Origin of the sequence: Comamonas sp. SY3, assembly GCF_041730275.1 — a bacterium.
In the GTDB taxonomy this organism is placed as follows: Bacteria; Pseudomonadota; Gammaproteobacteria; order Burkholderiales; family Burkholderiaceae_C; genus Comamonas; species Comamonas sediminis.
This window is the reverse complement of the sequence record NZ_JBGTYN010000001.1, coordinates 673336-680358: the sequence shown is the minus strand read 5'-3', so window position 1 is coordinate 680358 and position 7023 is coordinate 673336. Positions and strand designations below refer to the sequence as shown.

Below are 7023 nucleotides of genomic sequence, written 5' to 3'. Positions count from 1 at the left end.
CCGAGCCTTGTGGCGCAGTAGCGCCTGTCGGCAAAGCGTCGGCCAGTGCAGCATCTTGCTTGCCTTGTTCTTGACTCTGACTCATCGGATACCTAACTTGGTTGCTGATACGTCAGACATCATAGCTACGCCACTTGACCACGCACGTGCAGGCACATGCCACATCTTGCGTTGGCGAGCAATTGCCGGAGCTTCCATCAAACGCCTTCGCCGCACGCTATTGCGAGTCAAGATGGGATGACCGGACGCTTACTGCGGGTCGGTTCGTGTTGCCGATGCTGGTCAGCTATGCATCGGCATGCGAGGCGGTACCGAGGCGAGTTTCGTTGGAGTTTGGACTATGGGGGTAGCGACTGGATCTTTCGTGCTGCGCTTTGGTACCTCTCTGTACCACTTCGGGTATATCGCAGCCTGACGGATCGCCATTTCAGCTTCGATCTTGCAGGCCGGATCGTTCCCTCGACTGCGTATCCTCCAGATCTGAACTGCAAGAGATGCATCTGCCTGGGCTGACACTGGCTCCCCGACTCCCCGTCCCCCTCTCCCCCTTTAGGGGAGGGGGACTGGGGAGTGGGGGGCAATTCAGCGAGGCCGCCTCTCATAGGTTCTCGGATGGAGTCCATTAGGCCGCCTACGAGTGGGTTGCCGTTGCAGCGACACGTTACAGCGACATGCGCACCTTGCCCCCATCCCGGAGTAGCAGTCCAGTTGAGATGAGGGATTGAATTGCCTCGCGGACGTTCTTTGCGCGATGGTTACTGCCATAGCCCTCTGCCCCGCTATCGTGCATCTCCTTGAACGCTTGTGAAACAACCTTGCTAATAGTCTCCTCGGTCGCCTCGCCCGGATTCGGCTGCTCATTGCCATTCGGATCGCGTTGGCGGAGATGCTGACGAATTGCCTGCAGTGCTACATCCGTCCGCTCCTGGGTCTTGGGCTTGGGACCTGCGAATACCATGGCATCGTTCGCCTGCGTGTCGTCGGAGTCTTGCACATGCCGGATGACGATGGATTGGAGGGGCTCCGTTTCATGCGCCGGTTGAAACTCGATGGGTTCGATCCGAAACCTGCCCTTAGTATGGTTGCCGTCGCGGCCCTTATCGAGGCGCCAGTAGCGCTCGTTGCCACTGCGGCCAACTTCGATAGACACATCAGGGTTCGCATGCAGGGCATATGCTCCTCGCGCACCGCGGCGCGGATCGTTTCCCGAATGGTGAACGAGCAATACCGCGGCACCAGTCATCCTGGTCAGGCGCTGGACGTTAGCAATCATGCCTGCCATCGCGGAGTTGCTGTTTTCCTCCGCAGTCCCGGCCAGTGAGGCTGACAGGGTATCAATCACAATGAACTTGGCTTGGTGCTTCAAGGCAGTCACTGCCAATGCGTCGACGTCTTCCGCGCTGGCAACATTGCAGGCATCAAATACGTAGCGAATGCCCTTTTGATGGACGCCACCCCGGTCGTGCTCAAGAGCTTGGACGCGTGTGCGCAACCCCAGTTGCCCCTCCAATGCAACATAGATCACGTTGGTCTGGGTGACCGGGTGGCCAGCCCAGTCAGAGCCGCTGGCTACCGCCGCTACCATGTCGAGCAGCAATGCAGTCTTTCCCGCTTGAGACTCTCCCCACAGGATAATGACCTCCCCGCCGTGGAAGACATCACGCACCAGCCATTCGAGACGCGGCATGTGCTCAAAGTCTTCCGAGGTATGTGTTGGCAGCGTTCGCGACACATCGACTGGGGGTGGTAGCGTGGGGTCGGGCAGGCGCCGCTCTTGCTTGGCAGCGTGGCCTACGTCATCCACGCTGTGGGTGGGCGATGCGAGGACTTCAGGCTCCATACGGATGGTATCTGCGACAACATCTGCCAGCCAGCCATGTGTCGGCTCCAGGTATGCCATATGGATCACTGGAAATGGGGCAGCCTCTTGCTCTTTGCCAAGGCGCTGCCAATGAACGTGCGAGGTTTGGACCTGCGCTGCTCCGGAGCTGGTTGAGACGTCGCAGTTAGCAGTGATCCCGATTGCGCCTGGCTCGGCCTCAGTTTGGTCGAGCATTTCTGCCGCCGCTGAGGGCGTGCTCCGGTCGCCTGGGTGGGTAGGGGACTTGTGAGCGGGTGCACGCTCGTTTGCCTCCTCCTCTTGGCGCATGGCAAGTAACTTCAAGGCTGCGGCCTGGAGGCGATCCATTTCCGGAGCTTTAGGGATATTGGAGTGATTATTCGAGGTAGTCATTTAAGGCGTCTCTGAATTGATTCGGTAGGTGCGTCGCAGGGGACAAGGCATAGGCCTTGTCGCACGCACAGGAGACGGGGCGAACCCCGTCCTTGTTGATGGGCCTTACAGCTTGCGCGGGCGCTTCATCGCTGGGGCCTTCTTGGCAAGAGAGCGATTGCGCTTTTGAGGCTGGCTCTTGGCCTTATTGATTGCATCAAGGATCAAGTAGCGGGACTTCCAGGTGCGGTCGGCAACCATGTCGACACGGTCGTCAACGGTGGCGACTGCGTCCAGGACTTCGCGCAACATGGCGCCCATTTGTGCAATGGACTGCTGCTGCGCGACTACGTGGTCCGCGAGGAATGCAATGGCGATTTGGTCGGAATTGAGCTTGCACTCAGATACAAATTCGTGCAGTCCGGAGACTTGAGAGAAATCGGCTGTAGCAGCGAGGTTGGTTGGATTGCGTTTCATAGGTAGTGACTCCTTTAGGTAAACAGTCGTTTTGTGCGATCCCGAAACGATTCCGAGGCCACACTATCTAGACGGCGTTTCTGGAGCGCGCTACCTCTAGGGCATCAAGCCAAATGGAAACTACATGTAACCAACTGCGAGCGCAATTTGGTCTATTCCGATGGCTGGATATGGCAATGGGTAGGGCGGCGGATAGAGGGTGTTGGGGGCCTAGCCTGCTATGGAGAACGTAGCTTCTGAGCGGCGAGGATGGCTGCTTGACTAGGCCTCGGCACGGCTACCGCGAGCAGATTCCCGCTTGTCGGGTGACATTGGATGGCGCGGTTCGCTCTGAGCGGGTTCTGTGCCTGCTCGGTTTGTCTCTATGCGTTTCCTATCGGGGGATTGCTATGGTGCCCATGCGATGGTGGCTCTGGCTATGCCGTGAGCCGAGTGCATGTCTGGGTGGACGGATCAAGGATTTGGGCCTACTTCTCCGGAACCTATCAACGTGAAGAGGTGATGATCCACTCTGGGCTCGAAGTTGAGGGCGGGCCTAATCGTGATCAGATCTCATCAGCACCGTGCTCCTAAATCAATTTACCGCTCTGGGCACGCCCCAGACGGTCGCTGCTGCGTAAATCTATTTGGCATTGGGGATATCTTGGCCTATGGCCGATTTATGCAACAAAGCCTATTTCTTCCGGTTCGTTGAGTCGTATTTGCGCCGCCCCCAACTCGTCTCACTCATCTTTCCAGCCTACCGCAGCTGTGACCGGGATTTGTGCAACAACGCCGTTGTAGAGACTCATGTATCATTTGATACAAATAATACAAATCCGCATTTGACCAGATCGCAGTCACAGCATTTTCACAATTTGCTCTAGTGTTCCCTCCCTGAAATAGCTTGCAGTAGCAATTGTCTGTCTCCACAGGAAGAATGATGCCAACCTCTTTTTTTTACAAGCGCGTAATTGTGCTTACCGCACTGGTGTTCCAAGGCTTGCCGACAGCGTATGCGGTCAACGAAGCGCCAACCGAATTTGCCTTGATTGGCAACCATTTGATCTCCACCAAAACCGGACAAGACACGGCCCCAACGGTGAACGGCACGGCCAGCAACCCGACCTTCACGGAGAAAGGTGCGGCAGTGGCCCTGTTCAATGGCATCGCCACCGATACCCACGACAGCGGGCAGACCTTCACCGGCGCGCAATTCAACGTCAGTAACGTGGCGGGCAGCAGCGAATACCTGACCATTAATGGCGTGAAGGTCGACCTGAGCAACGGCAACAGCATTTCGCTGGGCAGCGGCTACGGTGCGGCGACCGTCAGCGTGAGCGGCGGGCTGGCGACCTTCGATAAAGTGGTCCTCCTGACCGTGGTCGATGATATCGCCCCGAGCTATGACCAGGCACCGGCCATCAGTAACGCTACTGCGGGTGGTTTCACCATCAGCGGCAGCCTGAGCGAAGCGGGTACCTTCTATTATGTGGTGGTGCCGGACGGGGCCTCCGCTCCGACGGCAACCCAGATTATCGCCGGGCAAAACGCCAGCGGGTCCTACGCGAGCGCCTCTGGTTTCCAGATCCTGAGCGCCCCGACTTATGATTTCAGTCTGGTACTGAGCGGCCTTGCCGCCAGCACAATGTACGATGTTTACGTGGTGGCGAAAGACAGCGCGAACAACACGTCAAGCGTCATCAAAGTGGATGTCACCACCGCCTCGGTAAACAACCCGCCGGTGGTTTCCATCCCTGTTCCGGCACTAAGCGCGGCGCAGAGTAATTACTTCAGCTTTATCGTGCCAGCCGGGACCTTTGCCGACCCGGATGGCGATACCCTGGCGTTAACCGCCACCCTCATCGACGGCTCGCCGCTGCCAGCGTGGCTGACGTTCAATGCGACTACCGGTACTTTCTCCGGTACGCCGAGCAATGCGAATGTCGGCCTTATTAACATTAAACTGACCGCCACCGATTCAGGCAACGCTTCTGTAAGCACCACCTTAAGCCTGACGGTGACCAACGTCAACGATGCTCCGGTGGTCGCCACGCCGATCCCGGTAATTGGCGTGTTGCAGGACACTAGCCTGAACTTCACCGTTCCTGCCGGTACCTTTGTCGACCCGGACGGCGACACCCTGACCTTGAGCGCGACGCTGGCCGACGGTTCAGCCCTGCCTGCATGGCTGACCTTCAATACGGCGACCCGAACGTTTTCCGGAAAACCAGGACCGCTGGATTTGGGTAACCTGAGTATCAAGGTTACCGCGAGCGACGGCGATGCTTCCGTCAGCACCATATTCACCCTACAAGTCACCAACAGTGTAGCGCCAAAGGTCGTTTCCGTCGTATTGCCTGCCAACGGCAGGTACGCTGAAGGTGAAACACTGGAATTCTCGGTGATATATACCGAACCCGTTATCGTCGATGCCTCCCAGGGCTCGCCACGCCTTGCGATCACGCTAGATACTGGGGGCATTGTGTACGCGCAGTATGCCGCTGGTTCAGACACCGAGCAGTTGCTGTTTCGCTACACAGTAGCAGCCGGTCAGCATGACACAAATGGAATAACGCTGGCTGGCAATCTTGACTTCAATGGTGCGACCATACGCGACCTCTCCGGCAATGACGCCGAACAGATGTTTCATGGTGTGGGCACCACCGATGGTATTTTGATTGGCGCACCCGTTGTCCCAGCCATGGTTGCTGTACCAGTAGACTCGCCAATCGGCTTGGCTTTGCTGGCTGGAACGATGGCGTGGCTCGGATTGAGCCGCAGTGGCTCACGGCAGAAACGTCGCAAATGCTACAGGCGTGCACAGCCTTGACTTTCCAAAACTGGATAATTCATACTCAAGGCGTTCTCGCACAAATGTCGGTCGCAGCTGAGGTAGGCTCGGGAGATGAGAGAGACGAGCTGGGGTCGGGTTAAGTACCGCACAACGAACTGGAAGGCTTACAACGCAGCGTTGAAGGCGCGAGGTGAGCTGACCATTTGGCTCGATAGGGACATGCAGTGGCTAGCTCGGCCCACGGGCAAGCCAGGTTTCGGCAGCGCTGACCTGGTCGGGATAGGTGGAGCCCGCCAGGATTTGCGCGACCAGCTTGTCCGGGTACAGCGCGATGGGCGCCACCATCTGGTAAAGGATGTCGGCAGACGGCGGCGTGTAGGCGGCCTGCACCACGGCGGCAGGCTGCGCAGCCGGCGCCTGATTGGCTGCGGTGTTCTCGGCAGAGGCACTAGCAGCCTTGTGGGCATCGCCATCATCGTTGCATCCCGCCAAGGCCAGTGCTGCGGCCAGCGCCACCAGCCCCGTCCGGAAGCCTGCGGCCAGCAAACGCGGCGGCAACACGGGTGAATGAACGGGGGCGAGACGGTCAACGGCATGGAACATGGTGCTCTCCTGAAGGGCGGCGGTGGTTCCAAGGGGCCCTGTGCATACCAGTCGCTGCACAACCCACCGCATGTCTGCACAACGCAATGGTGCGGGCGCCGTTGACGGCCGGGCGTCGACCAGGCCCTTTTTCAGCCAAGCCATGCCTTCCTTTAAGTTTGGCCTCAGTTTCGGTGACGCAATGGCGATCACCCCACAATCAATTTTTCAGAAATCTGCAATTCTTCCCGAGACCCTCAAATTGCCTGCTATAATTTCAGCTTCGGCGCTGCGGAGAGGTGGCAGAGTGGTCGAATGTACCTGACTCGAAATCAGGCGTACGTGCAAACGTACCGAGGGTTCGAATCCCTCCCTCTCCGCCATAGCATCGAAAATTAGCGGCTGTAGCTCAGCTGGATAGAGTACTTGGCTACGAACCAAGGGGTCGTGGGTTCGATTCCTGCCAGCCGCACCAAACGTCAAGCCTCAGAGTAGAAATGCTCTGAGGCTTTTTCGTTTTTGCTGTATTCCACCACAGGCTGCCACTGCTGAATGGTGATCTGCACGCGCACGGCTCTTGCCTAGACCGCAACAGAATGGTCCCAACAAGTGGACCTCTGAAAGAGTTGGCGCGCATCGGCTACCGTTGGCATCCGCTCCTATTCACCAGCCCGCAACGGCGGACGAGGCCATGACTGAACGGTGCCATGCTGTCTCCGCCAGGGGCCAGGGGAGGGTAGGGCGGGGTGCGGGCAGATGCAGTTCATGACCTCTCCTTTTGCGACCGCATCGCTGCGAGCGAGCGCTTGACCAAGAACATGCACCTGCGTCTGCCAATATTTTATTGGATGCCCCATGCAAGGAGCGTGGGTGTCATTCGGTTTCTCATTAATCCATCCATTGGCGCTATTCAGTCAGCGTCTCCAGTCTGCATATACCAGTGACCAAGACGGGTTTGCCAACTTAAAGTTGCTGC

4 protein-coding genes, 2 tRNA genes and 1 pseudogene are annotated in these 7023 nt (G+C 57.8%); 4 read left to right on the top strand and 3 right to left on the bottom strand.

Features of this window, described 5'->3' with window-relative positions:
- Positions 1 to 661 precede the first annotated feature (661 nt).
- Positions 662 to 2233 carry an AAA family ATPase gene (locus ACCQ08_RS03035; RefSeq protein WP_373448819.1) on the bottom strand — a complete coding sequence of 524 codons (1572 nt, stop codon included), beginning with the start codon at positions 2231 to 2233 and terminating at the stop codon, positions 662 to 664.
- Between the two features lie 105 nt (positions 2234 to 2338).
- Positions 2339 to 2689 (bottom strand): hypothetical protein, encoded by a 351-nt coding sequence (locus tag ACCQ08_RS03030; RefSeq protein ID WP_373448818.1) that lies wholly within the window; start codon positions 2687 to 2689, stop codon positions 2339 to 2341.
- Between the two features lie 922 nt (positions 2690 to 3611).
- Here ACCQ08_RS03030 and ACCQ08_RS03025 point away from each other — a divergent pair.
- Both ACCQ08_RS03025 and ACCQ08_RS03020 read left to right on the top strand, forming a co-directional pair.
- Positions 3612 to 5501 carry a putative Ig domain-containing protein gene (locus ACCQ08_RS03025; RefSeq protein WP_373448817.1) on the top strand — a complete coding sequence of 630 codons (1890 nt, stop codon included), beginning with the start codon at positions 3612 to 3614 and terminating at the stop codon, positions 5499 to 5501.
- A gap of 75 nt (positions 5502 to 5576) precedes the next feature.
- A pseudogene (locus ACCQ08_RS03020) lies at positions 5577 to 5720 on the top strand (IS5/IS1182 family transposase); the annotation flags it as partial.
- On the opposite strand, the gene ACCQ08_RS03015 reads toward ACCQ08_RS03020, so the two are convergent.
- Positions 5694 to 5810 (bottom strand): DUF3300 domain-containing protein, encoded by a 117-nt coding sequence (locus tag ACCQ08_RS03015; RefSeq protein ID WP_373448839.1) that lies wholly within the window; start codon positions 5808 to 5810, stop codon positions 5694 to 5696. The pseudogene ACCQ08_RS03020 and the gene ACCQ08_RS03015 sit on opposite strands and share 27 nt — an antisense overlap.
- Before the next feature lie 530 nt (positions 5811 to 6340).
- On the opposite strand from ACCQ08_RS03015, the gene ACCQ08_RS03010 reads away from it, so the two are divergent.
- Together ACCQ08_RS03010 and ACCQ08_RS03005 are read left to right on the top strand one after the other, a co-directional pair.
- Positions 6341 to 6430, top strand: a tRNA-Ser gene (locus tag ACCQ08_RS03010).
- 15 nt (positions 6431 to 6445) lie between these two features.
- Positions 6446 to 6522 (top strand) — tRNA-Arg (locus ACCQ08_RS03005).
- Positions 6523 to 7023: the final 501 nt, after the last annotated feature.

Excerpts from the sequence above, each read along its gene's own strand:
- ACCQ08_RS03035 (WP_373448819.1), bottom strand. The coding sequence starts at position 2,233 with ATGACTACCTCGAATAATCACTCCAATATCCCTAAAGCTCCGGAAATG.
- ACCQ08_RS03025 (WP_373448817.1), top strand. The coding sequence starts at position 3,612 with ATGCCAACCTCTTTTTTTTACAAGCGCGTAATTGTGCTTACCGCACTG.
- ACCQ08_RS03030 (WP_373448818.1), bottom strand. The coding sequence starts at position 2,689 with ATGAAACGCAATCCAACCAACCTCGCTGCTACAGCCGATTTCTCTCAA.
- ACCQ08_RS03015 (WP_373448839.1), bottom strand. The coding sequence starts at position 5,810 with ATGGTGGCGCCCATCGCGCTGTACCCGGACAAGCTGGTCGCGCAAATC.